This is a genomic window from Pseudofrankia inefficax (assembly GCF_000166135.1).
GTDB lineage: Bacteria > Actinomycetota > Actinomycetes > Frankiales > Frankiaceae > Pseudofrankia > Pseudofrankia inefficax.
The window spans coordinates 6,862,946-6,888,716 of sequence record NC_014666.1; the positions used below are offsets into that span (position 1 = coordinate 6,862,946).

21 protein-coding genes are annotated in these 25,771 nt (G+C 72.2%); 13 read left to right on the forward strand and 8 right to left on the reverse strand.

The window, feature by feature from the left end; all coding sequences use genetic code 11:
- Positions 1-172 precede the first annotated feature (172 nt).
- On the reverse strand, positions 173-1,534 hold the full coding sequence (locus tag FRAEUI1C_RS27820) for an ABC transporter substrate-binding protein (RefSeq protein WP_368411128.1): 1,362 nt from the start codon (positions 1,532-1,534) through the stop codon (positions 173-175).
- Between the two features lie 385 nt (positions 1,535-1,919).
- On the opposite strand from FRAEUI1C_RS27820, the gene FRAEUI1C_RS27825 reads away from it, so the two are divergent.
- From FRAEUI1C_RS27825 to FRAEUI1C_RS27835, 3 genes are all read left to right on the forward strand, one after another.
- Positions 1,920-2,603, forward strand: coding sequence for a TetR/AcrR family transcriptional regulator (locus tag FRAEUI1C_RS27825; RefSeq protein ID WP_013426702.1), 684 nt, complete (start codon positions 1,920-1,922; stop codon positions 2,601-2,603).
- 144 nt (positions 2,604-2,747) lie between these two features.
- Positions 2,748-4,313, forward strand: a complete 1,566-nt coding sequence (locus FRAEUI1C_RS27830) for a pyridoxal phosphate-dependent decarboxylase family protein (RefSeq protein WP_013426703.1) — start codon at positions 2,748-2,750, stop codon at positions 4,311-4,313.
- Positions 4,310-4,966 (forward strand): N-acetyltransferase, encoded by a 657-nt coding sequence (locus FRAEUI1C_RS27835; protein WP_013426704.1) that lies wholly within the window; start codon positions 4,310-4,312, stop codon positions 4,964-4,966. The genes FRAEUI1C_RS27830 and FRAEUI1C_RS27835 overlap by 4 nt, the downstream gene beginning before the upstream one ends.
- Before the next feature lie 5 nt (positions 4,967-4,971).
- Here FRAEUI1C_RS27835 and FRAEUI1C_RS27840 read toward each other — a convergent pair whose 3' ends face one another.
- On the reverse strand, positions 4,972-5,649 hold the full coding sequence (locus FRAEUI1C_RS27840; protein WP_013426705.1) for a Fic/DOC family protein: 678 nt from the start codon (positions 5,647-5,649) through the stop codon (positions 4,972-4,974).
- Positions 5,650-5,658: 9 nt separating this feature from the next.
- A complete protein-coding gene (locus FRAEUI1C_RS27845) occupies positions 5,659-6,252 on the reverse strand; it encodes a Panacea domain-containing protein (protein WP_013426706.1) in 594 nt (197 codons plus the stop codon).
- Positions 6,253-6,633: 381 nt separating this feature from the next.
- On the opposite strand from FRAEUI1C_RS27845, the gene FRAEUI1C_RS27850 reads away from it, so the two are divergent.
- Positions 6,634-7,053, forward strand: a complete 420-nt coding sequence (locus tag FRAEUI1C_RS27850) for an NUDIX domain-containing protein (protein ID WP_232425144.1) — start codon at positions 6,634-6,636, stop codon at positions 7,051-7,053.
- A gap of 103 nt (positions 7,054-7,156) precedes the next feature.
- On the forward strand, positions 7,157-8,485 hold the full coding sequence (locus FRAEUI1C_RS27855; protein ID WP_157735059.1) for a low temperature requirement protein A: 1,329 nt from the start codon (positions 7,157-7,159) through the stop codon (positions 8,483-8,485).
- Here FRAEUI1C_RS27855 and FRAEUI1C_RS27860 read toward each other — a convergent pair.
- Together FRAEUI1C_RS27860 and FRAEUI1C_RS36720 are read right to left on the reverse strand one after the other, a co-directional pair.
- Entirely contained in the window at positions 8,482-9,192 is a 711-nt protein-coding gene (locus FRAEUI1C_RS27860) for a LuxR C-terminal-related transcriptional regulator (RefSeq protein ID WP_013426709.1), read from the reverse strand. The genes FRAEUI1C_RS27855 and FRAEUI1C_RS27860 overlap by 4 nt on opposite strands.
- Positions 9,183-11,390, reverse strand: coding sequence for a sensor histidine kinase (locus FRAEUI1C_RS36720; RefSeq protein WP_157735060.1), 2,208 nt, complete (start codon positions 11,388-11,390; stop codon positions 9,183-9,185). The genes FRAEUI1C_RS27860 and FRAEUI1C_RS36720 overlap by 10 nt, the downstream gene beginning before the upstream one ends.
- A 184-nt stretch (positions 11,391-11,574) precedes the next feature.
- On the opposite strand from FRAEUI1C_RS36720, the gene FRAEUI1C_RS27870 reads away from it, so the two are divergent.
- The 4 genes from FRAEUI1C_RS27870 to FRAEUI1C_RS27885 all read left to right on the forward strand — a co-directional run bounded on the left by FRAEUI1C_RS27870 (position 11,575) and on the right by FRAEUI1C_RS27885 (position 15,006).
- Positions 11,575-11,826: a hypothetical protein gene (locus FRAEUI1C_RS27870; RefSeq protein ID WP_013426711.1), complete on the forward strand. Its 252-nt coding sequence runs from the start codon at positions 11,575-11,577 to the stop codon at positions 11,824-11,826.
- A gap of 106 nt (positions 11,827-11,932) precedes the next feature.
- Entirely contained in the window at positions 11,933-12,748 is an 816-nt protein-coding gene (locus FRAEUI1C_RS27875) for a dienelactone hydrolase family protein (protein ID WP_013426712.1), read from the forward strand.
- A 388-nt stretch (positions 12,749-13,136) separates the two neighbouring features.
- Positions 13,137-14,024, forward strand: a complete 888-nt coding sequence (locus FRAEUI1C_RS27880) for a transglutaminase-like domain-containing protein (RefSeq protein WP_013426713.1) — start codon at positions 13,137-13,139, stop codon at positions 14,022-14,024.
- 211 nt (positions 14,025-14,235) lie between these two features.
- Positions 14,236-15,006, forward strand: coding sequence for a VOC family protein (locus tag FRAEUI1C_RS27885; protein ID WP_013426714.1), 771 nt, complete (start codon positions 14,236-14,238; stop codon positions 15,004-15,006).
- 65 nt (positions 15,007-15,071) lie between these two features.
- On the opposite strand, the gene FRAEUI1C_RS27890 is transcribed toward FRAEUI1C_RS27885, so the two are convergent.
- On the reverse strand, positions 15,072-15,476 hold the full coding sequence (locus FRAEUI1C_RS27890) for a hypothetical protein (protein ID WP_232425145.1): 405 nt from the start codon (positions 15,474-15,476) through the stop codon (positions 15,072-15,074).
- 457 nt (positions 15,477-15,933) lie between these two features.
- Positions 15,934-16,140: a hypothetical protein gene (locus FRAEUI1C_RS27895; RefSeq protein ID WP_041259668.1), complete on the reverse strand. Its 207-nt coding sequence runs from the start codon at positions 16,138-16,140 to the stop codon at positions 15,934-15,936.
- 631 nt (positions 16,141-16,771) lie between these two features.
- On the opposite strand from FRAEUI1C_RS27895, the gene FRAEUI1C_RS27900 reads away from it, so the two are divergent.
- The 3 genes from FRAEUI1C_RS27900 to FRAEUI1C_RS27910 all read left to right on the forward strand — a co-directional run bounded on the left by FRAEUI1C_RS27900 (position 16,772) and on the right by FRAEUI1C_RS27910 (position 18,373).
- Entirely contained in the window at positions 16,772-17,191 is a 420-nt protein-coding gene (locus FRAEUI1C_RS27900; RefSeq protein WP_013426716.1) for a phage holin family protein, read from the forward strand.
- A complete protein-coding gene (locus tag FRAEUI1C_RS36725; RefSeq protein ID WP_013426717.1) occupies positions 17,188-17,775 on the forward strand; it encodes a DUF3618 domain-containing protein in 588 nt (195 codons plus the stop codon). The genes FRAEUI1C_RS27900 and FRAEUI1C_RS36725 overlap by 4 nt, the downstream gene beginning before the upstream one ends.
- A 64-nt stretch (positions 17,776-17,839) precedes the next feature.
- On the forward strand, positions 17,840-18,373 hold the full coding sequence (locus tag FRAEUI1C_RS27910; RefSeq protein WP_013426718.1) for a flavin reductase family protein: 534 nt from the start codon (positions 17,840-17,842) through the stop codon (positions 18,371-18,373).
- A gap of 82 nt (positions 18,374-18,455) precedes the next feature.
- Here the strand turns inward: FRAEUI1C_RS27910 and FRAEUI1C_RS27915 are convergent, their stop codons facing one another.
- Positions 18,456-20,879 carry a PP2C family protein-serine/threonine phosphatase gene (locus FRAEUI1C_RS27915; protein ID WP_013426719.1) on the reverse strand — a complete coding sequence of 808 codons (2,424 nt, stop codon included), beginning with the start codon at positions 20,877-20,879 and terminating at the stop codon, positions 18,456-18,458.
- Between the two features lie 156 nt (positions 20,880-21,035).
- On the opposite strand from FRAEUI1C_RS27915, the gene FRAEUI1C_RS27920 reads away from it, so the two are divergent.
- On the forward strand, positions 21,036-25,202 hold the full coding sequence (locus FRAEUI1C_RS27920) for a HAMP domain-containing protein (RefSeq protein WP_013426720.1): 4,167 nt from the start codon (positions 21,036-21,038) through the stop codon (positions 25,200-25,202).
- Positions 25,203-25,771: the final 569 nt, after the last annotated feature.

Genomic DNA, 25,771 nt, shown 5'->3' on the forward strand with positions numbered 1-25,771 from the left:
CGGTGCCGAGGCTCAATGTCGACGTCGACCTCGATATCTCACCGGACGATAGCGACGGCCGGCGAGCCTGGCAACCGCCCGAGTCTGCCAACCGACCGGGCCGGGGACCACCCGAGGAGCTCCGTCAGGCCGGGCCACCAGCAGGACGAGCCCTCGGCGGGCCGAGCCGCCGTCACGCCGGCCCGGTGGAAGCGGGCGCGCTCGGGGCGAGGGTATCGGAGCCACCAGGCAGCTTCGACCCACACCAGAATCCGCTCGGGCTGTTGCCGCGGACCGGCGCGTAGCTGTCACCCTGCGGGCTGACCTTGAGGAAGTTGAAGCACGCGTCCGGGTCCGCTGGCCTGCTCAGGTCGGTCGGCGCGAGCAGGCCGCCCGCGTCGTAGTCGTGAACCTGCCGCAGGTTGGTGATGAAGGACTGACGGGTGGGACAGACGCCGGCGAGCTCCAGGCCGCGGACCATCTCGTCGGCGGCCACGTAGGAGGTGATCGCCAGGTCGTCGAACGGGTTCATCAGTTCCGGCGCGTAGTCGGCCACCGCCTGCTCGTAGGCCGTGATCGCCGGGGACTTCTCGGTATAGGAGCGGTATCCCATCGTCATCGACATGCCGGCCATGTCGGCGCCACGGGTCCGAAGCTGCGCGGGGCCGTAGTTGCTGGCGCTGAGCGCGACGTTGAGCTTGACTCCCGCGGCCTTGGCGGCGGCGTAGATGTCAATGAAGGCGTCGGCCTGAACCGCGCCGATCAGGGCGTCGGCCCCGTCCTGGCGCAGCAGCGTCGCCACCTTGGCCGGATTGGACACGGTCTCGGAGTAGGTGGTCTGGCCGACGACCTGGATGCCCTGGCTCTGCAGGCTCGGGGCCAGCTGGATGGCGAGGTTCGCGGACGTCTCGGCGCTCGGGTCCCAGACGACGAGGGCCTTTGTCCCGCCCTGCGCCTTCACGTACCGCCCGAACGTGTCCACCGCGCCGCCCTTGTTGAACAGGGAGCCGAAGTGGAAGAGGTTGCTGTACTCGCCCCACAGCGGACTCGTCGCGAGGCCGGTCACCGGCACGTTCCTGGCGTGCAGCCAGTCCGCGGTCGGCTGGTCGAGGTCCACCGTCTGCGCGATCAGGGCGAAGGCGCCCTCCTGGACGACGAGGTCGTGGGCGGCCAGGGCGAAGGCCCCGGTGTTCGCCTCGTCGTCACGCCATTCCAGGTCAATCTTGCGGCCGTGTACGCCACCGTTCGCGTTCGCCAGCGCGATTCGCGCGTCCACCGCGCTGCGCGCCGGCCGGAATGCCTCGGCGATCGGGCCGCCGGTATCGGGATAGACAAAACCGATCTTGATGGAGTTGGCGGTGACACCGGGCGTTCCACTCGGGCATGACGAGCTGCTCGTTGTCTCGCCCGAATGCGATGACCCAGCGCAGCCCGTCATGGGTAACCCCAACAGCACGACGGCGACACTGAGAACTCTGCGAACGCGGGAGCAGCGGCTCTTCATGGTCTTCATCTCCGAGGAACGGCGTGGGGAGTCCTGGCATCGGCGGTGCATGGGCGGCGCACGAGGGCACGGCGGAGCTCCCGCGCTGAAATCGGGCTCGACAGCATTCGCCTGTGGCGGGCCAGGCGGCTATGCAGGAACCGTCGGAACTCCAGGCCGGTCGCCGAGGGACCCGGAGCTCCGACGGGCGCCAGCCCGTACGAAGCGGCGCAAAACGAGCATAACGGGTATTGGTGCGAGAAGTCTTGCGCGAATATAGCGGCAACCGTCGGCGCGGGCGAGCGGATGACCGCGCCCACTGCGCACGGATGTCAGCCGTCAGGAGGGCCTGACGTTTCTTGCTTCGGGCATAGTCGGGCAGGTCGGTGGCAAGGGCCGCCGACCGCCGGCGCACGCCGGCCCACCACCATGGCGTTCAGAAAGGGGCTGGTGGTTCGTGGCGGCGGAAGGGCCGACGCGGGAGGAGCCACCCTCCTCGGCCGAGGGCGACCGGCCGGTCGAGAGCCGCCGTGCGTACGAGAGCCCGCTGCGCCGCCAGCAGGCCGCGATGACGCGGGAACGGATCGTGGCCACCGCCGTCGAGATGGTGCGCGCGTTTCCCACCTGGGACTGGGACGGCCTGACCATCCGGGAGCTGGCCCGGCGCGCCGAGGTCAACGAGAGCACGATCTACCGCTACTTCGGCAACGAGCGCCGGCTTCGCGACACCGTCATGCACCGGCTCCTGGAGGAGGCCGGCGTCGACCTGGACGAACTGCGGCTGGAGAACTTCGCCGACGTCGTCGGCCGGATGTTCGACTACCTCTCGGCCTTCCCGACCCCCACGCCGACGCACGAGGACCCGACCTTCGTCGGCATCGACGAACGCCGGCGCGGCGCGCTCGTCGCCGCCGTGTCGACGGCCGCCGCCACCACCTGGTCCCCGGGCGAGTCCGAGCTCGCGGCCGCCATGCTGGACATGTTCTGGCACGTCCCGACCCACGAGCGCCTCATGGGCACCTGGAACCTCGACCGCGAGCGGGCGGTCCGCGCGGCGCGCTGGGCCATCACGCTCATCGAGACGGCCATCCGGGACGGCAACGGGCCCGGAGACCCGGACCCGGCCACGGACGGGGACTGACCGCCGAACGCCGGTCGGCGGTCGGCGGTCGCGACCATTCGCATTCCACAAAAACCGATCTTCTTCTGGTATATCGTCCGTTTCGGGGAACAAAGCCCGGCACGTGACGACGCGTCGCGGCCCGGCTACACCAGCGGGGGATGAATGTGGCGCGCGCGAAATCAGGATGAACTGGCCAGTCTTTTCGACATCGTCGTCCGCCACGCCCTGGACTACCTGGGCCGCGACACAAAACACCCGCTTTCGACGCACGAGGCCCACCAGCTACTCCGTACACAGCTAGGTGGAGACCTGCCCGCCGCCGGACAGGGTTCGACCGAAGTATTGGAACAATTCATCGCGGCCGCCGAACCGGGCCTCTCGCCGTCGACCTCGGGCCGGTTCTTCGGATTCGTGACCGGTGGCGCCTACCCGGTGGCGGTCGCGACGGAATGGCTGACCTCGATATGGGACCAGACCCCGGTCCTGCACGTCTCCAGCCCGGCCGCCGCGGTGGTCGAGGAGACGGTCGCGGGCTGGCTCACCCAGCTGTTCGGCCTGCCTACGGCCACGTCGGTCGGGATCACGACCGGCTGCGCCGCGGCGAACCTGATCGGCCTGGCCGCCGCGCGCCACCACGTGCTCGCCGCGGTCGGCTGGGACGTCGGGTCCGCGGGGCTGATCGGCGCGCCGGCGCCGCGGGTGCTGGCGAGCCGGGGCTGCCACGTCACCGTCACCCGGGCGGCCCGGCTGCTCGGCCTCGGCGGGCAGATCCACCTCGTCGACACCGACGAGGCCGGCCGGATGCGCCTGGACCACCTCGCCGACCTGCTGGCGACGACCCACGGCCCGCTGATCGTGTGCGGCGAGGTCGGCAACGTCGACACCGGCGCCGTCGACCCGGTCGCGGCCGTCGCCGAGCTGACCCATGCCCACGGCGGCTGGCTGCACCTGGACGCGGCGTTCGGGATGTGGGCCGCGGCCAGTCCCCGGCTGCGCGCCACGGTCCCGGGGCTCGCCGGCCTGGACCGGGCCGACTCGTGGGCCACCGACGCGCACAAGTGGCTGAACGTGCCGTACGACTGTGGGATCGCGCTGTGCGCCCACCCGGCCGCGCACCTGGCCGCGCTGCGCGCCCAGGCCGACTACCTCCCGTCGGCCTCCGACGGGGTGCGCCACCCGATGGACTACACCCCGGAGATGTCCCGGCGGGCGCGGGCGTTGGTCCTGTGGACGACGCTGCGCCACCTCGGCGCGGACGGCGTCGCGGAGCTGGTCGAACGGTGCTGCGCGCTGGCCCGGCGGATGGCCGACCAGCTGGCCCGCGTCGACGGGGTCACCGTCCTCGCCGAGGTGACGCTCAACCAGGTGCTGGTCCGGTTCACCCCGCCGCCTCACGGCCGCTCCCCCGACCCCCGGGACGCGGCCGCCGCCTGGGACCCCGCCGCGTACGAGACGCCTGCCGAGGACGCGCACACCGAGGCGGTCGTCGGCGCGTTCCAGCGCGGCGGCGTGGGCTGGGCGAGCCCGACCCGCTGGCGGGGGCGCACGGCGCTGCGGCTGTCGGTCTGCAACTGGCAGACCGACGCGGCGACGGTGGACGCCGCGGTGGCCGCGCTCGTCACGGCGCACCGGGCCCCGCCCCCGGCCGCCGTCACCGCCCACCCGCCGGCCCTCCCCCGGCCCAGCCATCCACACGACGACGACCTCATCCCGGAGGGAACGGCATGACCAGCGCGGAGTACCTGCGCACCGGACGACCCGACATCGAGGCGGTCGTCGAGACCCTGTGCCTGGCCTTCGAGTCCGACCCGGTGCTCACCTGGAACTTCCCTCGGGACCTGGCGAACCGGTCCGCGCTCGTCGCGGGGTTCTTCCGGGTGACCACCCAGCTGATCCTCGATCACGGCGGCGAGATCGGCGCGACGGCGAACTACGAGGGGCTCGGGGTCTGGTCGCCACCGGGCGCGACCGCGCTGTCCGAGGCCGAGACGGACGACTTCCTGAACGCCCTGTTCACCGCGTGTGGCGAGGGTGGCGAACGCGCCGCGATCATCATGCAGGCCCTGGACGAGGCGCTCCCGGCCGACCTGCCCGCGCACTACCACGTGATGTTCGCGGCGGTCCGGCCCGGCGCGCAGGCCCAGGGCCATGCCCACGCGATCAGCAACCTGCTGGCCCGGGCCGCCAACGAGGCCGGGGCCGGGGTCTACGCGGAGGCGTCGAACCTGCGCAGCCTCGCCCTGTGGGAGCGGATGGGCCTGCGCCGGATCGGCCCGGAGATCACCCTGCCCGACGGCGGGCCGTCGCTGTTCCCGATCTGGGGCGACGCCGGCACCTGGTCGCTGTCACCGACGCCGAGACCGCGCGCGGCGCCGGCCTGAGCTCGCTAGCGGTGGGTGGCCGATCGCGGGCTCGCGGCCGGTTCGCCGGAACCGCCGTCGGCGGGCGCCTGGTCCGCCTCGCGGCGCTGGTCGGGCCACGTCGCCCGGGGCTCGATGATCGGGGCGAGCAGCTCGATCATCGTGCTGGTTCGGCCGGACCTGCAGTACTCCCGGCAGGCCCCGTCGTTCGCCCGACGTTCGAGGAGCTCCCACCGGACCGTCCAGCCGGCATGCGCGGCGAGCTGGCGCAGAAAGGCCCGCTGGGTCCGCCCGTTGCCCTCCCGGAACGGATGGATGGCGTTCAGCTCGCCGTAGAGCGAGGCGAACGCCGCGACGAACGGCCTTCGCTCCCGCGAGCCGAGGAACCCGCGGGCGGCCAGGCCGGCGAACAGCTGGTCCATCCGGGCACCGATGTGCTGTGCCGGGCAGAACGGCACGTTCCCCTTCGAGATGTTGCCGACCCGGATCTGGCCCGCCCAGTCGTAGACGTCCTGGAACAGCAGGCGGTGAAACCTCAGCAGGTGCGCGGCGTCATACGCGCCGGGCACGACGGAGGCCGTGAGCTCGACGGTGCGCACGGCGACGATCTCGTGCTCGGCCGTGTCGAGCTTCTCGGCGTCCCGAAGGTCGAGGAAGTTGCGCAGGCAGCGGGTGCCCGGCCAGCAGTAGGGGTCGTCATTCATGAGGTGCCGTCACGATGCCCGATGCCTGCGAACCAGCTCGGCGACGATGTCGTCCGCCGCCCGCGTCCCGCCGGCCGCCGCGCGCAGCAGGTCCACCTCGCGCGGACGGAACTCGTGGCCCTCCAGCCGCGCGCTGCCGACGGCGACGAGCACCGCGGCGTCCGGGGACGAGCGGAGCCGGTCGTAGTAGGTGGCCATCACGGTCGGGTCGATCGCCTTCGCCGGCCGTCTGGCGACGCGACGCCCCTGCCGAGCGAGCCGCCACGGCGCCTCGGCGCGCACGATCCGGGCCAGCTCCGCGTCGGGGAACGAGCCGTACGCCCCCAGGACCCACTCGATCACGTCGCGCGCCCGCGCGCCGAGCCGGCGCGGGTCGCCCGCCGGCCACTCGTGCACCTCGTCCCGGCCGCCGGCCTGGTCGTGCAAGCGGAGCACGACCGGCCCGTCGGCCCGCGCCTCGATCGGGTCCTCGAACAGGTGCACGTGGTGGTCGGCGAGGTGCCAGGCCTGGGTGTAGTAGACGAGCCTCTGCAGCCGCGCGACGGTGAGCGCGCCAAGACGCTCCAGCAGGTAGGCGGCGACGTCGTCGACGCTCTGCGCCATCGCGCCCTCCCGCCCGGACGACAATCCCCCGCGGACGTGATCGCTTGGCGCCGCCGGGGGACCCGGCCGGGCGCCCCGCGCTGCCGTTCACGTCCGGCAATGCCCATTCGCTACCCATTTTAGGGCCAGGCCGGGCCCGTCGCGGGCCGCTGAGCTGTTCTTCCCGCACGTGCTCAGCGCCACCCGGCCGCCGCCGGTCGTCGGGCAACGCCGGTCCCCGGGCGGCCCGTCCCGGCGGGTCTCTGCCGACCGCGACGATTATGGTCAGGATCTATGCAGAATTCGTTTTGCTCGTACTGCGGGACCCGATACCAGCCCGATGCCTCGTGGCCCCGGCTGTGCGGCGCCTGTGGCGAAACAACGTGGCGCAATCCACTTCCGGTGGCAGTCGCCCTGCTGCCCGTCACCATGCCCGAAGGTGGGTCCGGTCTGGTCGTGGTGCGCCGCGACATCGACCCGGGCCGCGGCGAGCTCGGGCTGCCCGGCGGCTTCATGGAGGTCGGCGAGGTCTGGCGGGAGGCCGCGGTACGCGAGCTGCGCGAGGAGACGGGAATCCTCGCGGACGCGGCCGACGTCCGCCTGTTCGACGTGCACAGCGGGCGCGACGGCGGAGTCCTGCTGGTGTTCGGCCTGCTGCCCGAGCGGCCGCTGGCCGACCTGCCGCCGGTGACGGCGTCGAACGAGACGGTGGAATGGCTCGTCCTCACCCAGCCACAGCGCCTCGTCTTCCCGACCCACACCGACGCGATGGCCGCCTACTTCGCCAGGACGGACGGGCTCACCTCGGTTCCCACGACCTGATCCCACTCGGCCCTTTCGCGATCCTCGCTGTGAGCGAGCGCGCCGCCGAGGGCGGCCTCCGGTGGCGTTCCGGGAGATCCGCGGTGACGCCTATGCTGCCCGCATGGAGCCCGGTCCGTCCTTGCCCGCAGAGCCGGTTCCCGCGCAGGCCGCGATTCCGCGCCAGGTCTCAGGCCCGCTACCCGCGTCCGACACCGTCGGCCGGCTGACGGATGACACGGCCGACGAGAGCGGGGAGCAGCCGTTCGTCATCCCGAACATCCCGCTGATCCGGAGCCGGGCCGCCGGGGAGCAGCGGGCGACATTCTTCGAGCTCTTCTTCGACCTGGTCTACGTCTTCGCCGTCACGCAGCTTTCGCACTACCTGCTCGCCGACCTCAGCTGGCCCGGTGCCGCCCGCGCCACGTTCATGCTGGTCGCCATCTACTGGGCCTGGAACTACACGACCTGGATGGCGAACTGGTTCGACCCGCGTACCGTGGCCGTCCGCCTCGTGCTGGTGTTCGTCATGATGGCGAGCCTGCTGATGGCCATCGCGGTGCCGGACGCGTTCGGCGAGCGCGGGCTGCTGTTCGCCGCCAGCTATGTGGCGTTGCAGGTGGTACGGAACGTCTTCGTCGTCGCGGTCTGCCCGACCAGTGCCTTTCGCCGCAACTTCGGGCAGATCCTGGCCTGGAGCCTTCTGACGGCACCGCCGTGGATCGTGGGCGCTTTCGTGGACGGCGACGCGCGTTGGGGCCTGTGGGGCGCCGCGCTGCTCGTCGACCTGACGGCGCCACTCGTCCTGTACTGGCTGCCGGGACTCGGCTCGACCCCGACGAGCCAGTGGCAGGTCGACGGCAGTCACTTCGCCGAGCGCTTCCAGCTCTTCGTCATCATCGCGCTCGGGGAAAGCATCGTTCTCGCCGGCGCGACCGCGTCCGAGTCGAGGCTCACCGTCAGGGTCACCGTCGCTCTCGGGGTCGCGTTCCTGCTGTCGACGGCGCTGTGGTGGCTGTACTTCGGCCAGGTGTCCGAGGTGGTGGCGGGGCGGATCGGGCACAGCGCCCCGACCGAGGCCGGCAAGCTCGGCCGGGACGTCTACACCTACCTGCACCTGCCGATCATCGCCGGCATCGTGCTGGCCGCCGTCGGGCTGGAGCTGGTGATCGCGCACCCCGAGGAGCCCATCGGCCTGTCGGGCGCGCTGGTGGCGTTCGGCGGCCCGGCGCTGTTCCTGGCCGGTCTCGCCACCTGCTGCGCCCGGGTCGGCCGCCGGCACGCGTGGTGGCCGGTCGGGGTGGCCGGCGCGCTGCTCGCCGCCGCTCCCCTCCTGACCTCGCTCGACCGGCTGGCCGCCATGGGCATCCTGACCGCCGTCCTGATCACGTCCGCGGCCGTCGAGCAGTCCCGCGACGACTCATCCGCGCCGGCACGGGACGCCGACGCCTAGTCGGCGGGTGGACCGGCTGGTCCGTTGAGGTAGGTGATGACGGCGCGGACGCGGCGGTGCTCCTCGGGGGTGGGCAGGAGGCCGAGCTTGGTGAAGATGCTCGCGACGTGCGTCTCGACCGTGCGCAGACTGACGACGAGCCGGGCCGCGATCGCCCCGTTGGACAGGCCCTGGGCCATGAGGCTCAGGACGTCGCGTTCCCGGTCGCTGAGCGTGGCGCCGGCACCGAGCCCAGAGCGCCGCTGGACGAGCGCGCGGATCACGACGGGGTCGACCACCGAGCCACCCGCGGCGACCCGACGGACCGCGGCGAGGAAGTCGTCGATCTCGATCACCCGGTCCTTGAGCAGGTAGCCGAGCCCGCCGGCGCCCGCGGTGAACAGGTCGAGCGCTCCGCCCACCTGCACGTGCTGGCTCAGCAACAGGACGGCCGTGCCCGGATGGTCGGCGCGGATCGCGCGGGCCGCGCGCAGGCCCTCGTCGGTGAACGTCGGCGGCATCCGGATGTCGACGATCGCGAGGTCGGGCGCCTCACGGGCGACATGGTCGAGCAGGCTTTCCGGGTCACCGACGACCCCGGTGACCGTGATCTGGTCGTCGGCCAGTATTCGCAACACCCCCTCGCGGAGGAGCATCGCGTCGTCGGCGATGACCACTCGCAGCGCCTGACCGCCGTCCGGGTCGGCCTTGCCGTCCGCTATCCGCATGGCAGCTCCGCGCGCAGCTCCGTCGGGCCGCCGGGCGGGCTGGTAAGGACGAGCCGTCCGCCGCAGCCCTCGACCCGGTCGGCGAGCCCCCGCAGCCCGCTGCCCGCGCCGGTCGCGGGCGGACCGGCGGTATCCGGGCCGATCACGGCGCCGCCGGCGCCACCGTCGACGACGGCGACCGTCAGGCCCGACCCGTGGCAGGAGGCCGCGACCGTCACCCAGGCGCCGGACGCGTGCTTGGCGGCGTTGGCGAGGCCTTCAGCGACCACGAACCAGCCGGTCGCCTCGAGCGACGGGCCGTGCCGATGGTCGGGCAGCCCGAGCAGCCGGACACCGGCCGGTGCCCGGTCGACGAGCTCGCGCAGAGCTGGACCGAGGCCTTCGGAGGCCAGCGCCGCCGGCAGCAGCCCGGCCGCCAATGCCCGCAGGTCCTCAACCGCCGCGCGCAGCTCGTCGACCGCCAGATCAAGCAACGGGCCGGCCGTCGCGTCGAGCGCGTCGCCGTGGCGGCGCTGCTCGGCACGCAGCCGCACCGCCAGCGCGACGAGGCGCTGCTGGGCGCCGTCGTGCAGGTTGCGTTCGATCCGGCGGCGCTCGGCATCGGCGGCCGCCACGATCCGGCCTCGGGACGCCTGCACGGCGGCCAGCTGGACCCGCAGCTCAGCCTGAAGGCGGGCGTACTCCAGCGGCAGCGCGGCGGCCGCGAGCACAGCGTCGAGCAGTCCGCCCTCATGTGGGGGAAACCACCGGCTGACCAACACCCCCAGCTCACCCGCGGCCGGGCCACGACCCGCGCCGTCGCCGCCACGCCCGACCCGGCTGGTCAGCCGTCGCGCGGTACGCGTCGCCTCCCGCGCCGGGACCTCGGCGGGGGCGCCGGTGGCGTCGACCAGACGGCCGTCGTCGAGCGTGAACAGCAGGACCAGCTCAGGGTCCCGCAGCGCGGCGGCAAGCACGTCGCGCAGCTCACCTGGCACGGCGGGCGTCGTCCCGAGCCGGTCGGCATAGGTGCGGACGCGGTCGACCGCGTCGAATCGGCGGCGGTCGAACCATCGGTCGATCCTGGTCTGAACCGTGCGTCTGGCCGGGCTGACCAGCGCCGCCGCGACGAGCGTCGCGCAGGCGACCGCGACGCTGCGGCCGTGCGCGAGGCCGGCGGTCAGCAGGCCAAGGCCGGCGGCGCAGCCGACATAGGTGGCGGCAGCCAGGATGGTCAGCGTGCCGTAGACGAGGGTTCGGTTGATCAACCGGTCGACGTTCCACAGCTGGTATCGCTCGATCGCGAGGACCATCACGGCCACGGTCACCAGCGTGCCGGCCAGGTTGAGCCCGGCGCGGGGAGCGACGACGTCACCGGCCAGGTTGAGGACCACGCCGGCCGCGCCGCCGAAGAGCTGCCACTTCACCTGCTGGCGCACGACCGGCACGGCGTGGCGAAGCCGGCTGATCAGGCTCGCGAGCCCCAGCGACAGACCGGTCAGCACGGCGGCGACCACCACGGCGAAGGCGACGACGACGATGGCCGGCGCCACCCCGGGCGGGGTCGGCGCCTCTGGCAGGGTCCGTGGGCCGCGGTACGGCCAGCTCAGGGCAGCGACGATGACGACGGCGGCGAGCGCGACCGCGACGGGCAGCTGGGCAAGCCGCCAGCGCCGGCCCGGGGGCAGCCGGCCGGCCGGGAACCACAGCAGGAGCAACGGCGCGAGCGCCGGTGCCGGCAGCCTGGACCAGAGGGACAGCCAGGAGGCGACCGGACCACCGGGCCCCGTACCTGTACCGGTCAGATAGATGTGGTCAGCCCACACCGTGGACAGGGTGAAGACGGTCCTCGACGCCCCGGTGATCGAGAAGACCCACGCCAGCCGGTTGCTGGGCTCCCGGTGCGCGATCGTGGCGCCCAGCAGCGGCAACGCCACGGCCAGCACCGTCGAAAGACCCAGGTCGCCTCGGACGAACCGATCCCACGTCAGCCCGTCGCGCACCGCCACGACGACGGCAAGAGCGGTGCCCGCGACCGATCCCGCCGCCAGCAGCCACAGGAACCACCGCTGCCAGGGCAAGCCGTTTCCCACGGGCGAGTCCACTCCCCGGGACAGCGACAACCGTGCCGGGGCCGTCATTTCCCGCGGGTCCGGGCGCGGGAGGCCGTCGACGACCAGCGGCGTCACGGCGACGCTTGCCGGTCCTTCATCACTCACACCCCCATGGTCACCCAGACCGTCGCGAACGCGCCTCCGTGCGGGCACGGAGCGAATAGACCCGGGCGCTCACGGACGCGGGCGTGCCGGGTGACAGCGGACAGTTCACCTCGACACGCGGCACAACCGGGAAACGGCGGCCGCAGCCGGCGGCGCGCCGTCCGCGACAGCACTGGAGGTCCCCATGTCCGCCATCCTTCCCCTGCTCGGTGGCCTGTTGCTCGGCCGGTTCGCCCACCTGCGTCTCGCGCTGGGCATCCAGGTGGCGTTCTACGCCGCCGCGGCCGCGGCACTCATCGCGACCGCGCCCAGCCACGGCGCCAGTTACACCGACGGCGTTCTGCTCAGCCTGGTGCTCGCCCCACTGTCGGCGCTCACCTTCTTCATCGGCTGGCGCTGGCGCCGGCACGCCCAGCGCGGCGCCCAGCACGCCTGACCGGCTTCGCCCCGGTCCGTGGTTCCTCGCGCGGGCCGGGGCCGGCAGCCACGGCCCGCGTGCCGGATCTCGCTGGGGCCCCGGGGTTCTGGTTGACTCCCCAGCCATGGCCGACGATGATCTCGCCGATTTCGAGACGACGACCTTCACGCACGACGGCAAGGCCCGGACGGTGTACCGAGCCGGCACCGGCCCGGCCGTGATCGTGATCGCCGAGATGCCCGGGATCACCCCGAAGGTGGCCGCGTTCGCCCGCAAGGTCGTCGGCGTCGGCTGCACGGCGGTGATGCCGCACCTTTTCGGCGTCCCTGGCAAGGACCCGCTCGACGGCGGCCGGCTGGGCGCTCTGCGGTACACGATGTCGTCGTTGGTTCCCGCCTGCGTCAGCCGGGAGTTCACGATCTGGGCGACGAACCGCACGTCACCGGTCGTCTCCTGGCTGCGCGGACTCGCCGCGGCCGAACACGCCCGCTGCGGGGGGCCTGGCGTCGGTGCCGTCGGCATGTGTTTCACCGGCGGGTTCGCGCTCGCGATGGCGACGCATCCCAGTCTGATAGCTCCCGTGCTGGCTGAGCCGTCACTGCCGTTTCCCCTCAGCAAGGCCCACAAGAAGACCATCGACTGTTCCAGTGGCGACCTGGAGGTGGTCAAGGGCCGGTGCGCCGCGGAGGGCCTGCAGGTGCTCGGCCTGCGCTTCAAGGGCGACAGCCTCTCGCCCGGTGCGCGCTTCCAGTCTCTTCGGGACCAGCTTGGCGGTGCCTTCGTCGCCGTCGAGCTCGACGACAGCAGCGCCAACCCCGCGGCCACCATGAAGCCCCATTCCGTCCTCACGGAACACCTCATCGACGAGCCGGGCCAGCCGACCCGGGCCGCGCTGGACCAGGTCCTGGAGCTGTTCCGGTCCCGGCTCCTGCCGGCCTAGGTCCGCCGGCCGCCAAGGACGTCGGCCCTCCCCCCACCCCCGACCACCGCGCCGGCCGGGCCGACGGTCGCGCCCAAGATCGCTGGTTGCGCCCACCGGTGGTCGTCCAGGTACTCAGATCACAGCCACGGCAGGGCCAAGACCGCGATCACCGACGATGCGCGACTCAGCGGCCGACGGCGGGCGGCCGACGGGCGGGGGGGCGGGGAGATCGACGGGCCGAGACGGCCCGATATCTGGCAGGATGGTCGTCGGGCTGGGAATGCGCGAGCGCCGATACGAAGTCGGCGTCGTTGCCGGTCAGAGCATCCGGCGGCCAGGGCGGTCGGGGTTGGGCGGCCGTCATGAGCCAGGCGATCCGGCGGAATGCCGCCGCGACATCGTCGAGATGACCGGCCCGCAGCCCGCCGAGCAGTGGGCCCGGATTCCCGCCGCCTCCGCCGACGCCGGCCGGGTGGTCACCTGCGATCTCACCTTCGGCGTCGATAAGCCGGCGGACATCGCCTTCCAGCTCGCGGTGGCCCGGTCCGGGCGGATACACGCCGAACGGCTCGATGTGGCGACGAATGGAACTCCCCTCGCCAGACCGGTCGAACTGTCCGGACCGCACGGTGGGCGTCTACACCTGTTGCGCGCGCCCCGCGGAATTCTCACGGTGTCCTACCGGGCGGAGCTCGTGCATCCGGAGACCGAGCAGCCCGAGGGCCGCGCCGTCCCCGCGGGCGACCTGCTCACGATGGAGCAGCTGATCTTCCTGCGGCCGAGCCGGTACTGCCCGTCCGATCACGTCGTGGGCCTCGCGGTCGCCGAGTTCGGCGCCCTGCCGCCGGGGCGCCCCCGGGTCGAGGCGGTCGTCGACTGGATCTATCACCGGGTCGCCTACGTCGTGGGTTCCAGCGCGGTGCACGACTCCGCCGAGGACACGCTGCTCACCGGGCAGGGCGTGTGCCGTGACTTCGCCCATCTGGGCATCACGCTGTGCCGAGCGCTGGAGGTGCCAGCCCGGTTCGCCGCCGTCTACGCGCCGGGGCTGGACCCGATGGACTTCCATGCCGTCTTCGAGGCCTGGATCGACGGCGGATGGCGGACCTACGACGCGACCCGCAAGGTCCCCCGGTCCAGCCTGGTCCGGATCGCCACCGGCCGCGACGCCGCCGACGCCGCCTTCGCCGACGTGTTGCGCGGCATCGCCACTCTTCATTCTCTCGAGGTCACCGCGACCGTTACCGGTAACCTTCCCGTCGACGACCCTACGGCGGACGTTCACCTCTACTGAGTTCGCGCATAACCGGGACTCGCCGACACTTGTCCGGCAATACCGGAAAGTCGGCCGGCGCCATGGCGCGGTGCGCGTCGACGCGGCGACGACGGGACGACGGACCCGACGGCAGCCGCGCGGTTTTGTCGGAGGTCCCGGTTAGCGTTCCCGACCGGGGCGCGCGGCGTCCTTCGCGGGACTCATCAGCAGGACCTATCAGGAGGTCGGCATGGCCGAGTTCACCTCTTACGAGCCGGGCACACCAAGCTGGGTCGATGTGGCCAGCTCGGACCTGGCGTCGTCCAAGGCCTTTTACGGCGCGCTCTTCGGCTGGGAGGCGCAGGACCTGCCCGACCCGGCCGCCGGCGGGTACGGCTTCTTCCTGCTGCGCGGCAAGCTGGTCGCCGGCTACGGGCCGACGATGGCGCCAGGCCAGCCGTCCGCGTGGGCGACCTACATCCAGGTCGACGACGCGGACAAGACGGCCGAGGCGGTGCGGGGCGCTGGCGGCTCGGTGCTCGCCCCGCCGATGGACATCCCCGGCGACGCCGGCCGGATGGCCGTGTGCACCGACCGCGAGGGGGCGTTCTTCTCGGTGTTCCAGCCCAACCAGCACAAGGGCGCGCAACTGGCCAACGAGCCGGGCGCCTTCTGCTGGAACGAGCTGGACAGCCGGGACCTCGACGCCGCCAAGGCCTTCTACCCCGCGGTCTTCGGCTGGACGGTCGAGGGTGGCGCCGACGGCGGCTGGGAGTACTACGAGTGGAAGCGCGGGGGCACCGCGACCATCGGCGGGCTGATGCCGATGCCGCCCGGCGCTCCGGCCGCGGTTCCGCCGCACTGGGTGACGTACTTCGCGGTCGCCGACACCGACGCGGCCATCGCGCAGGCCAACGGGCTGGGGGCGACCACCCTCGCCGGGCCGATGGACAGCCCGGCCGGCCGGTTCGCGGTCCTGGCCGGTCCCCAGGGCGAGGTGTTCGCGGTCATCAAGCTCTGAGACCGGCGAGCGCTGGCCGGCGGCCACGGAGATCCGTGGCCGCCGGCCGTCGAGGAGTCAGGCGCCTAGGAGAACTGCACGTTGCGGATGACGCAGCGCAGCGTGTCGTCGTTACCGGACGCGCCGATAGTCGTCCAGTCGGCGGTGTGACCGGCACCGACACCCGGCACCTTCACAACCTTCGTGTCCACGACCGTGTTGCCCTTGTCGAGCACGAAGTCGACCACGATCGAATAGGTCCGCTCGTTCTTCGAGCGGTTGTTCACGACGCCGGCGAACTTCCACTCGCCCTTGTCATCGCGGTCACAGTCACCGGGCACGGCGTCGGAACGAGCGCCCTTAGTCGGGTCATAGGCCGGAATATTGACCTGCTTCGCGTTCGGCGCCGCGACGGGATCCCGCGGTTTGTCCGATGAACCCGACGACGAACACGCGGTCGCGGTTCCCCCGGCCAGCACGGCGGCGGTCACCAACGGCACGATCCACCGTCGCGGCGCCGGTGTAACCCTCATGCCTTGCTCCTTCCCTCGTCATCATCCGGTGATCTCGCACGATCACGCCCGGCATCGCCGCACCCCCCTTCGGCCCGGAGGAGAATTGCCCTCCCGGTGTCTGTCGCGATGTAAGGGTAGTTCACCGCCCGACAGCCACCGTTGAATGACAGCGACGCCACGGCCCGTTCCCGCGAAATCGTCGAAATGTCGGCCCGGCAAGTCCGATTCGCCAGGACGGCCGATTGACGGAATCGCACTCATAGGCCGATGGCGCGAGTTCCAGGGCCAAGACCGGCTTTGTCCGATGTGGCCCGGCCGGGAGCGGGAAAAGGCGCCGCCGCCCGGGCCCGTGAGGACCGGGGCGGCAGCGCCCAGCTCGTTGTGCCCGGTCCGTCCAGCCGGCGACCGGCACCGGCTGGACGGACCGCCCCCGTCAGGCGGTCACGGAGACCGGCCGCCCCCCGAGCGGGCTGGTGCCGGCCGGTGGCACCGCGACCCCGCCGCCGCCGACGGCGACCGGGCCCTCGGTCTCGTTCGTGAACAGCGAGGCGTTGTTCTGGTTGAGGACGAGGAACCCGTGGCTCGGGTCGGCGGTCGGATTCCCCGGCGACACGGGGAGGACCGGGTTGAGGCCCGTCACCTGGGCCTGGGCAACACCGACCGTCGGCAAAACAGCGCCGCCAGCAGCGCTATCAGCGTCACCACTGCCCGGCGGGTGGTATGGACCGCGGCCACCCACAGTCCACGGCCGAGCAGACCGCGGCGACGGGCTCGACCCGCGGCGCGGTGCGCGCGCGTGGAGACGCCTGGACCACACGGTGGAACGCGACACATTGGCTCCTCGACCCGCGGCGACGCCGCCGAGCCGACCCACGTCCCGCGGCAATCCAGGGCATGGGTCGGGACCGTCACCTGCTCAGGGGGTGCTGGAGGACCACCTCGGCGCTGTCCCGGCCCTGGTCCTCTACTCGCAGGTCAACAGTCACACAGAGTAATTCCAGAAGATCCGAAGTCCGAGGCGCGTGTCGCAAACACGCAGGTAAGAGTCCCGCAAGTGGCCCGACCTGGACACTTAGATCACACAGAGCAACAGGCGGCTGTCAACGACCCGCGAGCCCGGCCGGCCGGGCCGACGTCGCGGCAGCGGGCGGCGGGCAGGCGGGAACCGGCACGCGGGCACCGTGACCACCCGGCAGGTGTTATCCGCCTTCACGTTGGGCAGGGATTGATCAATCGGTGATCGATCGTCCCAGCAGTGACGGGGTTCAGAAATGGCCAGCGAAGCTACGTCCACGCCCAAGGCGACAGCTGACGCCTCGGTTGGGCGCCTTGTCGGGCGCCTGTCCGGACAGGTAAGCCACCTCGTTCACGGGGAGATCGCGCTCGCCGAGACGGAGTTGAAGCGCAAGGGCGCCAAGGCCGTCGCCGGCGGAGGACTGTTCGGCGGCGCCGCCGTGGTGGGCGTCTTCGGAGTCGGCACCCTGGTGGCGTGCGCCGTGCTCGGCCTGGCGACGGTGCTGGCCGCCTGGCTCGCCGCCCTGATCGTCGCCGCAGCGCTCCTGCTCACCGCGGGCGTCCTGGCCCTGGCCGGCAAGAAGGACCTCCAGGCGGCGACTCCCCCGCTGCCCACCGATGCGATCACCAGCGTGAAGCAGGACATCCACACCGTTGCGGAGGCAACCCGGCGATGACGAACACGAACGCGACCACCCCGTCCGACACCTCCACCCCCGACCCCGACGAGCTGCGCGCGGACATCGACCAGACCCGCGCCGACCTCGCGGAGACCATCGACGCCCTCGCCGCGAAGGTCGACGTCCCGAGCCAGGTCAAGGCGAAGGCCGTCCAGGCCGGGCACGTGGTCAGCGAGACCGCCAGCAAGGCCGGGCACCGCGCCGCCGAACTGGCGGGCCCGGCCCTGACCAAGGCGACCGAGCTGACCGGCCCTGCGCTCGCGAAGGCGACCGAGGCCACCGCGCCGGCGCGGGCGAAGGCCGTCGCCGTCGCCGGTTCGGCGAAGGACAAGGCGGTCGCGGCCGCGCAGCCAGGCCTGACCAAGGCCACCGAGGCGACCGCGCCCGCGCGGGCGAAGGCCGCTGAGATGACGGGCCGGGTGAACGACGCCACCAACGGTGGCGTCGACACCGTGACCGAGACCGTGACCGGCGCCGCGACCACGGTCGCGGGCGCGGCCCGCCGCCGGCCGGTGCTGGTCCCCGCCGCCGTCGGCGCGCTCGTTCTCGCCGTGGTCGCCAAGCGGCGGAAGAAGAAGTAGGCAACGCCGCGGGTGTCCGCCGGTCGGCGTGCTGACCGGCAGACACCACGAAGAAGGGGACTCGATGGCTGAGGACGAGCTGAGCGCCCTGTTGAAAGGCGCCGACCCCGCGATGATCGTGGTGACCGCCGCGGCCGACGGCGAACGCGCCGGCTGTCTGGTCGGATTCCACGCCCAGTCGAGCATTACGCCGCCTAGATACTGCGTGTGGCTGTCGAAGGCCAACCACACCTACCGGATCGGGCTGCGTTCGACGCATTTCGGGCTGCATTTCCTCGACGCCGACGATCACGCGACGGCGAAGGCGTTCGGATCGCTCACCGGCGACGAGACCGACAAGTTCGCCGGGCGGACCGTGCTCGCCGGGCCCGGAGACGTTCCGCTGCTGGCCGACGTCCCCCACCGCCTGGTGGGCCGCCGGCTGTGCGTGCTGGACGACGGCGGCGACCACGTCTGCTTCACCCTGGAGCCCGTCGCCGCGTCGACAAGCGGGCCGTTCACCCCGCTGCGGCAGTCCCAGGCCCGGGACATCACGCCCGGCCACGACAACACCGAACGCCCGGCGCCGCCGACCGAGCGGGCCGGCGCACCGGTCTGAGCCCACAGCTGCCGGGCTCCGGCCTCGGGTTCCGTGACAACCTCGCGGGCGGAACCCGAGACCGGAGCCCGGCAGTCGTCGTCTACCCGTGCAGCTCGACGACGACCAGGCACGTGTCGTCGTCGGTGTCCGGCATGCAGTGCGCGAGCAGGAAGTCGGCGCGGCGCCCGACGTCGGCCTGCGGCACCGCGGCCAGCCGCAGCAGGTCGCGCAGCGACTCGTCGAGGCCGGCCCGCCGCCGTTCCACCAGTCCGTCGGTGTAGAGCAGCAGCACGTCACCGGCGGTCAGCTGGATCCGCGCCTCGTCGTAGGAGACGTCGGGGATCACGCCCAGCAGCAGGCCGTTCGGGGGCGGCAGTGTCTGGGCCCGGCCGGCGCGGATCAGCACCGGGGGCAGATGGCCCGCGTGCGCCCAGCGCAGGGTGCGGTCGCCCGGCTGGTAGAGGCCGCAGATGACGGTGGCGGTGAGGTCGTCGGTGAGGTGGCAGGCCACGTTGTTCAGCCAGCTCAGCAGCTGTCCCGGGCTCGCCCCGGTGATGGCCAGGCCACGCAGGCTGTTGCGCAGCGTCGTCATCGCCGCGACCGACCGGATGCTGTGGCCCGCGACGTCGCCGACGGCCAGCAGGATCTGCCCGTCGGGCAGTTCGATGGCGTCGTACCAGTCGCCGCCGACGAGGCTCTCCTGCTCGGCCGGCCGGTAGCGGACGGCGGCGGCGAGGCCGCTGCCGGTCAGCAGGGGCGGGGCGTCCGGGATGATCGCGCGCTGCAGCGCCAGCGCGAGCTGGTGCTGGTCGTCGGCGCGCGCCTCGGAGTCGGCGAGCTGGCTGCGGGTGGCGTGCAGGACGAGCTCGGTCCGGTACTGGTCGGTGAGGTCCTGGTAGACGCCGCGGACCGCGATCAGGGTCCCGGAGGGGTCGAGGACCGGCTCCGCGAACGTGCGCCAGTGCCGCAGCCCGCCGTCGGGCAGCAGGATCCGGAACGACGCGGACGCCGCCCGGCCGACCAGGAGCAGCGCCTCCCGAAGGTGAGCGAACGCGTCCTGGTCCTCGGCCAGGACGCGCGGGTGCAGGTCCTCCAGCGCGATGGGCGGGGCCGCGCGCGGCAGCCTGAACAGGTCGTAGGTGTTGTCCGTCCACCTGATGGCACCGGTGCCGACGTCCTCCTCCCAGCCGCCGAACCCGCCGAGCCGTTGGACGTGCGCGCCCAGCGAGGCTGGCGCGTCCGCGCCGTCGGTGAACCGCCAGCTGATCGCGACCGAGTCGGCGTGCCGGGTGAGCCGGACGTCCATCTCGCGGCTGACGATGACATCGCCGACGAGGCAGAGCAGCACCGTCCGGTCGGCCGCATACGGCGTGCCGGTGCGCAGCACGTCGAGCGCGTGGCCGAACAGGCCGTCGTCCGCGCCCATCAGCGGGTAGAGGTCCAGCAGCCGGGCCCCGCGCACCTCGTCGGCCGACAGCCCGATGGGGTCGACGAAGTCGCGGTTGACGTAGCTGACCGTGAAGTCGATGATCTCGCCCTGGTCGTCGCGTACCGCCCGGGCCAGCAGGACCGAGCCGGCGAGCCCGTCCAGCAGGGCCGGCAGCCAGGCCTCCAGCCCGCGCCCGTCGCCGGCATCCGGGCCGCCGCCGGCCTCGTCCTCCTGCAGCCGCAGGGCTCGCCGGCAGAGGTCGGCCAGCGCCGCGAGCTCGCGCAGCAGCCGGGCGCCGTCGGTCTCCAGCGGCCGTGCCCAGCAGATCTCGACCGCCCCGACCAGAGTGCCCGCGGCCAGCAGGGGCAGCGCGGCCCGGGCGCCGGTCCAGCCACCCAGGGCCGCCGGCGGCAGCCGACCGGCGGGGTCCTCGGGCGGCGTTCCGGTCGGCCACCAGACCGGGTTCCCGTCGGCCACCGCCCGGGTGGCCGCGCAGTCCAGCTGGGGCGGCACCCGCTGCCAGCGGCTGGCGTCGAGGGCCGTGAGGCCGTGCTGCCCCACCAGGGTGAGGGCGCCATCGGGTTCGAGCGTCCACAGCACGAGGGCGCACGCCTGGTGCGCGGCGAGGCCCTCCCGCAGGACGGCCTGGGCGATCGCGTCGCCGTCCGCGGCGTTGCCGGCCGCCGTCGCCGCGCGCCAGAGCCGATGCCCCACCCGATCCTCGACGGGGACGGCGTGGGAGTCAGGCCCCGGCTCCGGCTCGCCGAGCAGCTCGGCGGCGAAGTCGGCCTCGCTGACGCCCGCGGTACGCGCCAGCAGCCGGAACTGGTCGGCGGCCTCGGTCGGGCTCAGCCGGAGCCGCTCCGCGAGGACGCCGACGGCCAGGTCGACGATCCGCGCGCCGGCGGCCGTGGACTCCAGCTCCAGGATGCGCCGCCGCTGCCGGATGACGATGTCGAGGAGCCGGTTGCGGCGCTCGGGCGGCTGTTCCGGCTCCTGCGGCGTCCGGGCCACCTTCTCCTCTACCTGGCGCCTCGCCTGGCGCTCCGTGGAGTCACCTGGCACCCCGTCGGTGCTGCCGAGCTGTCTTCCCACCGAGTCGCTCCGCCCGGCTTCCGACGAGCTTCCGATCAGGTGTCCGCACGACGCCGCTTACCCTACTGGGATGGTATTAGCGGCATGCTGGCTGCCGGCACGCCCCCGCTGTCGCCGCACGGTGACGGTGGCGCGACCTGCTCCGGGAGGACGTCGGTGACCGACACCCTGGTTCCCACGACGGCATCCCGCGCCAGGCCCGACGACAGCGCGTTGCGCCAGCTTCTCGCCGGTCTGACGGCGGTGCGCGGCGGCGACTTCGGCACCCGGCTGCCGCAGGTGGGCGACGAACTGATGGACGAGATCGCCCTCGTCTTCAACGGCATGATCGACCAGCTCGCCCTGTTCACCTCCGAGGTGACCCGGGTGGCCCGCGAGGTCGGCAGCGAGGGCAAGCTGGGCGGCCAGGCCGAGGTACCCGGCGTCTCGGGCTCCTGGAAGGACCTCACCGACAACGTCAACGCCATGGCCGGCAACCTCACCGGCCAGGTCCGCGACATCGCCCAGGTCGCCACCGCCGTCGCCCGCGGCGACCTCTCCCAGAAAATCACCGTCCAGGCCCGCGGCGAGATCCTCGAACTCAAGAACACCATCAACACGATGGTCGACCAGCTCTCCTCCTTCGCCGACGAAGTCACCCGCGTCGCCCGCGAGGTCGGCACCGAGGGCCAGCTCGGCGGCCAGGCCGAGGTACCCGGCGTCTCGGGCTCCTGGAAGGACCTCACCGACAACGTCAACGCCATGGCCGGCAACCTCACCGGCCAGGTCCGCGACATCGCCCAGGTCGCCACCGCCGTCGCCCGCGGCGACCTCTCCCAGAAAATCACCGTCCAGGCCCGCGGCGAGATCCTCGAACTCAAGAACACCATCAACACGATGGTCGACCAGCTCTCCTCCTTCGCCGACGAAGTCACCCGCGTCGCCCGCGAAGTCGTCACCGACGGCCGGCTCGGCGGCCAGGCCGACGTGAAGGGCGTCTCCGGCACCTGGCGCGACCTGACCGAGTCGGTCAACGTCATGGCCGGCAACCTGACCGACCAGGTGCGCTCGATCGCCCAGGTCACCACGGCGGTGGCCCAGGGCGACCTGTCGCAGAAGATCCGCGTCGACGCCCGCGGCGAGATCCTGGAGCTCAAGGAGACCATCAACACGATGGTCGACCAGCTCTCGGCCTTCGCCGACGAGGTGACCCGCGTCGCCCGCGAGGTCGGCACCCAGGGCAACCTGGGCGGCCAGGCCAACGTGCGCGGGGTGTCCGGCATCTGGAAGGACCTGACCGACAACGTCAACGTGATGGCGTCGAACCTGACGGCGCAGGTGCGCTCGATCGCCCAGGTCGCCACCGGCGTGGCCCGCGGCGATCTCTCCCAGAAGATCACCGTCGAGGCCAAGGGCGAGGTCGCGGCGCTGACGTCGACCATCAACACGATGGTGGACACGCTGGGCGCCTTCGCCGACGAGGTGACCCGGGTCGCCCGCGAGGTCGGCACCGACGGCAGGCTCGGCGGCCAGGCCAGCGTCAAGGGCGTGTCGGGCACCTGGAAGGACCTGACCGACAACGTCAACTTCATGGCCAACAACCTGACCAGCCAGGTCCGCAACATCGCCCAGGTGACGACCGCGGTGGCCCAGGGCGACCTGACCCGCAAGATCGACGTCGACGCCCGCGGCGAGATCCTGGAGCTCAAGGAGACCATCAACACGATGGTCGACCAGCTGTCCTCGTTCGCCGCCGAGGTCACCCGGGTCGCCCGCGAGGTCGGCACCGACGGCGCCCTCGGCGGCCAGGCCGAGGTCGAGGGCGTGTCCGGCACCTGGAAGCGGCTGACCCAGAACGTCAACGAGCTCGCCGGGAACCTGACCCGCCAGGTCCGCGCCATCGCGGCCGTGACCAGCGCCGTCGCCACCGGCGACCTCACCCGCTCGATCACCGTCGACGCGCAGGGCGAGGTGGCCGAGCTCAAGGACAACATCAACGCGATGGTGCTCTCGCTGCGCGACACGACCCGGATGAACCAGGAACAGGACTGGCTGAAGACCAACCTGGCCCACATCGCCGGCCTCATGCAGGGCCACCGCGACCTGGCCACCGTCGCGCAGCTCGTCATCGACGAGCTGACCCCCATGGTCGGTGGGCAGCACGGCACCTTCTTCCTGGTCGACTCCTCGGTCGACACTCCAGCCTTCGACCTCATCGCGAGCTACGGCTACCAGCCGGCCGCGACGACGCCCCGCCGTTTCGGCCTCGGCGAGTCCCTGATCGGCCAGGCGGCCAGGACCCGGCGCACCATCGTCGTCGAGCAGACCCCGCCGGACTACATCACGATCGGTTCGAGCGTCGGCCGGGCCGCGCCCGCCGCCCTGGTCGTGCTGCCGATCCTGTTCGAGGACCAGGCCCTGGGCGTCATCGAGCTGGCGTCGTTCAACCCCTTCACCGCCGTGCACCACGCGTTCCTCGACCAGCTCACCGAGACGATCGGCGTCAACGTCAACACGATCGTCGCGAACGCCCGCACCGACGCCCTGCTGGAGGAGTCCCAGCGCCTCGCCGGTGAGCTGCGGGCCCGGTCGGAGGAACTGCAGTCCCGCCAGGAGGACCTGCAGCGCTCGAACGACGAGCTGGAGGTCAAGGCCGACCTGCTCGCCCAGCAGAACCACGACATCGAGGTCAAGAACCGCGAGATCGAGCAGGCCCGCCAGGAGCTGGAGGAGCGGGCCCGCCAGCTCGCGCTCGCCTCGAAGTACAAGTCCGAGTTCCTGGCGAACATGTCGCACGAGCTGCGCACGCCACTGAACAGCCTGCTGATCCTGGCCGGCCTGCTGGCCCGCAACCCGAAGGGCAACCTGACCGCCAAGCAGGTCGAGTACGCCCACGTCATCCACTCGGCCGGCTCGGACCTGCTCCAGCTGATCAACGACATCCTCGACCTGTCCAAGGTCGAGGCGGGCAAGATGGACCTGCACGTCGAGCCGGTGGCGCTCGCCGCGGTGGTGGACGACCTGCGGGCCACGTTCACGCCCGTCACCACCGAGAAGGGCCTGCGGCTCAAGGTCGAGATCGCGCCCGACGTGCCCGGCCGACTGCTCACCGACCGCCACCGCCTCGCGCAGATCCTGCGCAATCTGCTGTCCAACGCGGTGAAGTTCACCGAGCAGGGCCGGGTCGAGCTGACGATCACGATGATGGCGCCTGCCTCAGGCCGGCCGGGCGGCGAGCACGTCCTGTTCGCCGTCACCGACACCGGGATCGGCATCGCCGAGGAGAACCTGGACCGGATCTTCGGCGCCTTCCAGCAGGGCGACGGCACCACCAGCCGCCGCTACGGCGGCACCGGCCTGGGCCTGTCCATCTGCCGCGAGGTCGCCACCCTGCTGGGCGGCGAGATCCGCGCCCGCAGCGTCTACGGCAGCGGCAGCACCTTCACCCTGGATCTGCCCACGAACCCGCCGGCCGAGCTGACCAGCCCCGAACCGCCGCGCGACGCGGTGGGCTCCGGCGTGGCGGACGCCATCTCGGCCGGTGCCAGCGGGGCGGGCGCCGCCGCCGCGAGTGCCGTCGCGGCCACCCTGGCCGTGGCCGTCGAGACGGTCGCCGCCGTGCCCGCCGCCCTGGACCCGGCCCAGGACACCGCCGAACGCACGGCGACCGACGCGACCCCCACCCAGCGCAGCCGGGCGACCGCTCGCCCAGGCACGTTCGGCGCCGAACGAGACCGAGTGCCCGTGGCGCGGGACAGGACCACCGCGCAACCGCCCGGCGTGCGCACCGATCGGCCGAACGACGGCCCGCCACGCACCGTTCCCGTTCCCTCCCCGGCTCTGCCGGGAACGGCCGGTCCGGCTCTGCCGGGAACGGCCGGTCCGGCTCTGCCCGGAACGGCTGGGGAGCCGGCGGGCGCCCCGGAGGAGGAGGACATCCTGGTCGGGCGCTCGGTTCTCGTGGTCGACGACGACGTCCGCAACGTCTTCGCCATCACCAGCATCCTGGAGTTCTACGGCGCGTCCGTGGACCATGCCCCGGATGGCCGGAAGGGGATCGAGAAGCTGCTGGCCAACCCGTCGACCGACCTGGTCCTGATGGACGTGATGATGCCGGAGATGGACGGCTACACCACCATGGCCGCGATCCGGGCCATGACGCGGTTCACCGACCTACCGATCATCGCGGTCACCGCGAAGGCGATGCCCGACGACCGGCAGAAGTGCCTGGACGCCGGCGCGAACGAGTACGTCACGAAGCCGGTCGACGTCGACGAACTCCTCGCCCGCGTCCAGGACGTCCTGGCCCCACCCGCCGCCGGCCCCTGGCCGGCAAACCGCTGACGCCGACCGCAGGTCGGCCCGCGCCTCACCCGCCCACGCTCCGCGGAACGCGGAGATCGGCACGCGGCACTCGCCAGCCCGCGACCTCCGTTCAGTCCGACGCCAGAGTCACGCTTACGCGTTCCCGGCGACCGCGGCGTAGGACTCTCGGTCTCGTCGCGACGACAGCTAGCTCGGGACCTGGCCAGCGCCGCCGCGTGGTCACCGCACTAGCTAGGCCGTGTCCCGCGCATCTCCAGTTCGGTCGGCGCGGCCGAATTCCATACCCAACTGGCGATCTTCGGCCGTTTCCGTTCACCGGAACCGCCATGATCGCGAACCACGTATGGAAAAATGGGACATACAGGACCCGGGGTGCCGGATTGAATACCAAGTTCGCGATCATTGCGCCGACGAGGACTACCAGCAGTCGGTGATCGCCAGGTGGGTATGGAATTCGGCCCGACAAGCCGCCGCGAGGACCGGGTTTCGGGTGCTTCCCATCGATCTTCAGTCAGTCACCGTGATCCATGGGAAAGCCCCGAGGCCCTCTCACCCCGGCGCCCTCGCGACGGCCTCACTACCAGGCA

What these genes read in the sequence shown, in the direction of transcription:
- FRAEUI1C_RS27820 (WP_368411128.1), bottom strand. Translation starts at nt 1,534, where the DNA reads ATGCACCGCCGATGCCAGGACTCCCCACGCCGTTCCTCGGAGATGAAG.
- FRAEUI1C_RS27830 (WP_013426703.1), top strand. Translation starts at nt 2,748, where the DNA reads ATGTGGCGCGCGCGAAATCAGGATGAACTGGCCAGTCTTTTCGACATC.
- FRAEUI1C_RS27835 (WP_013426704.1), top strand. Translation starts at nt 4,310, where the DNA reads ATGACCAGCGCGGAGTACCTGCGCACCGGACGACCCGACATCGAGGCG.
- FRAEUI1C_RS27840 (WP_013426705.1), bottom strand. Translation starts at nt 5,649, where the DNA reads ATGAATGACGACCCCTACTGCTGGCCGGGCACCCGCTGCCTGCGCAAC.
- FRAEUI1C_RS27845 (WP_013426706.1), bottom strand. Translation starts at nt 6,252, where the DNA reads ATGGCGCAGAGCGTCGACGACGTCGCCGCCTACCTGCTGGAGCGTCTT.
- FRAEUI1C_RS27855 (WP_157735059.1), top strand. Translation starts at nt 7,157, where the DNA reads ATGGAGCCCGGTCCGTCCTTGCCCGCAGAGCCGGTTCCCGCGCAGGCC.
- FRAEUI1C_RS27860 (WP_013426709.1), bottom strand. Translation starts at nt 9,192, where the DNA reads ATGCGGATAGCGGACGGCAAGGCCGACCCGGACGGCGGTCAGGCGCTG.
- FRAEUI1C_RS27870 (WP_013426711.1), top strand. Translation starts at nt 11,575, where the DNA reads ATGTCCGCCATCCTTCCCCTGCTCGGTGGCCTGTTGCTCGGCCGGTTC.
- FRAEUI1C_RS27875 (WP_013426712.1), top strand. Translation starts at nt 11,933, where the DNA reads ATGGCCGACGATGATCTCGCCGATTTCGAGACGACGACCTTCACGCAC.
- FRAEUI1C_RS27880 (WP_013426713.1), top strand. Translation starts at nt 13,137, where the DNA reads ATGACCGGCCCGCAGCCCGCCGAGCAGTGGGCCCGGATTCCCGCCGCC.
- FRAEUI1C_RS27885 (WP_013426714.1), top strand. Translation starts at nt 14,236, where the DNA reads ATGGCCGAGTTCACCTCTTACGAGCCGGGCACACCAAGCTGGGTCGAT.
- FRAEUI1C_RS27900 (WP_013426716.1), top strand. Translation starts at nt 16,772, where the DNA reads ATGGCCAGCGAAGCTACGTCCACGCCCAAGGCGACAGCTGACGCCTCG.
- FRAEUI1C_RS36725 (WP_013426717.1), top strand. Translation starts at nt 17,188, where the DNA reads ATGACGAACACGAACGCGACCACCCCGTCCGACACCTCCACCCCCGAC.
- FRAEUI1C_RS27910 (WP_013426718.1), top strand. Translation starts at nt 17,840, where the DNA reads ATGGCTGAGGACGAGCTGAGCGCCCTGTTGAAAGGCGCCGACCCCGCG.